The following is a 2,757-nucleotide window of genomic DNA, read 5'->3' on the forward strand; positions in this document are numbered from 1 at the left end:
TTCATTGCGGCCAGCCCATGGCCGCGATGGGCACCGAACTGCGGAGCATCCACAGCAGCTACTCCTACCGTCAGGTCCCGGAGGCGCTCAGCGTCTACCTGTCCACCAGGGTTCTCCGGTGCAGGTGCGGGTTCCAGATGGAGATCCCGGACGCACCGGCCCTCCGGTAGCCAGGCCTGCCCGCTACGGAAATCGCCGCCCTCAGTAAGCTGGCCGGATGGCCTCCATCGCTGATCTGGCACCCACCCTCGTGGCAATTGCCGTCCTGATGCTGATCACCATCGGGGTACTCCGGACATCCCGTGCGGACCGGTATTTTGCACCGGCGGGGGCCATTCTGCGCGGTGCAGCCCAGCTGGCGCTCATCAGCCTGGTGTTGGGTGGCATCATCACCAGCCCCGGTTGGGTGGCCGTGGCGCTGCTGGTCATGTTCACCGTCGCAGCTGCCACGGCCACCCGCAGGCTGGACTGGTCGTGGCGGCGGTTCGCCGTGGTGGCCGGCACCATGGCCGCAGGCATCCTGGTGACCCTCGGCGTGGTCTTCGGCACCGGCGCGATCGAGTTCACGCCCCGGTACATCCTGGCAGTGGGCGGCATCGTGATCGGCAACTCCATGACCATTGCCGCCTTGGCGGGGCGCCGGTTCTTCGAGACGGTCCGCGAGCAGTGGGACCTGGTGGAAGGCTGGCTCGCCCTGGGCGCCACTCCCCGCCGGGCTACGCTGGCCCAGGCACGCCAATCGGTCCATTCGGCCCTGATCCCATCCACGGACCAGACCAAAACCACCGGCCTGGTGACCCTGCCCGGCGCGTTTGTCGGAGCGATTTTCGGCGGGGCGTCACCGTTGGAGGCGGGCCGGTTCCAGGTGATCGTCCTGGCTTCCATCATGGCGGCAGGCTCCATCACCGCCGTCGCGCTCATCCGGTCCTTCGGTGCGGTGACGGTCCGTCCAGGGCCGCCCTAGATCGGGGTTTCATTCCGCCGCGAGGCGCCGCCCGCTATCCCTTCGCGAGGGCGGCCTTCTCGGTGGCCGCAAGCATGTCCGTGAAGGTCGCAGTCAGCATCCTGTCGATCAGCGGGCCCGTAACCCGGCCGAGCGGGCCGCCCCGGGGCACATACCGGTAGCCGAACCTCACCAGGGTCCCGCCCTCGTCGGGCTCGAGAGTGAGCGTGGACTCCGCCCGACTGAACGGCACCAAAGCACTTGGCTGATTCCTGGTGTCGATCCTTCGGCCCTCGTCCCAGACGGTGACCGTTTCCTCCATGCTGCCCATCGGCTTCAGCTCGACGCGGCGGCGGGCGCCCACGCCGCTGGCCTGGTTGCCGATGGCTTTCGTGGTCCTGAGGCCATTCCAGTGGGTCGCAAGATTCGGGAAGTCGGCGTACAGTGCCCATACCGACGCCGGGGAAGCAGCCATGCGGCGCTGCACCTCTAAACGACGTTCAGGCATGAGGACTCCTCGGATCGTGCTGGCTGGTCATGAACGGCTGGCGCGTCAAACCGCGTACAAACGGGGCTTTGCCGAGGGGTGTCCGTTCAAGGTGCTCCACCACGCGCACGTCCACCGCGGTCCGCTCCACGCCGGCCCCGGTGAGGGCTTCCGCGACTGAAGCGCGTACCTCCTCCAGCGACCTTCCCGGTGCGAGGCCTGCCAGGAGGACCCTCAGGCCGGCGGGTTCCTGGATGATCTGCCACCCGGCGCGGGCCGCCTGGTCCAGAACGTGGTGGAACACTATCGGGTGGACATCCACGCGGCCTGTCTTGCCGGGCAGCTGCAGGACGTCTTCGAGCCGGCCTTCGATCTCCTCCAGGAGGCTGAAGGACCGTCCGCAGGGGCAGCCCCGTCCCCCCAGCCGCACGGTGTCCGACATTTCGTAGCGGATCAGCGGCAGGGTCCGCGAAAACAGGACCGTGACCAAGAGCTTTGCCCCAGTGGTGCCCGGCGGCACAGCCTTCCCGTCCTGGTCCACGGGTTCGACGATCAGCAGGTCCTCATAGACATGGCGGTTCCCGTACGTACAGGGGGAAGCGATCCCGGCCGTTTCAGTCGCCGCGTACACGTCGATGGGTGCACTCCCCCACGCCGCCTCGATTTCCGCAGCGGTGTGCGGGGTCAGCACTTCGGATGCGGACATCACACCCTGCGGAGAGATGTGAAGCCGCCCGGAGTGCTGCTCTGCCGCCAGGGGTTTCAGCGCCGAGGCGTAGCCCACCAGGATCCTGGGCTGGAAACGGTTCAGCGCGGCCACGGTCTCCTCCAGGGGCGCGGTGACATCCAGGCGGAGGCTGGGAACAAGCCGGGAGCGCAGGGATGCTCCGAGAACGGCGGACTGGTGGGTGGGGACGCGGGAGCTGACCAGCGCCACTTTCAGGGGGCGCGTTGGCCCCGCCGCAATCCCGGCCCAGTCGTTCGCCCGGGCGTAGGAAGCCATCACGGTCCCCCACTCGGAGCGGTTCCAGACGAAGGTCCCGCGCCGGCCCGCGGTGCCCGACGTCGCCGCGGCCCACCACCGGCCCTTCCACGGCAAGCCCGGGTCTCCCCCGCTCTCAACCAGGTCCCGCAGGTGCTCCTCCAGGTCCGCGAGCCGCACGTCCGGGGTGGTGACTGCCTCGTCGAAGTGGTCCATCAGGTCCGCTTTGGTCACCGGCGGCAGCTGGTCGAGGGGTGCCCCGTGGAGGCCGGCGTGATGGCGACGGTAGAACTCCGAGCCGGCATAGGCTGCCCGGCGCAGCTCCCGCAGCGCCTGGTCCTGGTG

The 2,757-nt window shown here is 68.7% G+C and carries 3 protein-coding genes; 1 reads left to right on the top strand and 2 read right to left on the bottom strand.

The genetic code is table 11. The annotated features are described in order from the left end of the window. Positions 1–217: 217 nt before the first annotated feature. Positions 218–964 carry an ABC transporter permease gene (locus DBR22_RS17560; RefSeq protein WP_108600079.1) on the top strand — a complete coding sequence of 249 codons (747 nt, stop codon included), beginning with the start codon at positions 218–220 and terminating at the stop codon, positions 962–964. Positions 965–998: 34 nt separating this feature from the next. Here the strand turns inward: DBR22_RS17560 and DBR22_RS17565 are convergent, their stop codons facing one another. Together DBR22_RS17565 and DBR22_RS17570 are read right to left on the bottom strand one after the other, a co-directional pair. After that, positions 999–1,451, bottom strand: coding sequence for an SRPBCC family protein (locus tag DBR22_RS17565; RefSeq protein ID WP_108600080.1), 453 nt, complete (start codon positions 1,449–1,451; stop codon positions 999–1,001). Next, positions 1,444–2,757: phenylacetate--CoA ligase family protein (locus DBR22_RS17570; protein ID WP_108600081.1), on the bottom strand; the 1,314-nt coding region annotated here is incomplete at its 5' end. The genes DBR22_RS17565 and DBR22_RS17570, both read right to left, overlap by 8 nt.

It is taken from the genome of Arthrobacter sp. HMWF013, from assembly GCF_003061105.1.
Taxonomy (GTDB): Bacteria; Actinomycetota; Actinomycetes; order Actinomycetales; family Micrococcaceae; genus Arthrobacter.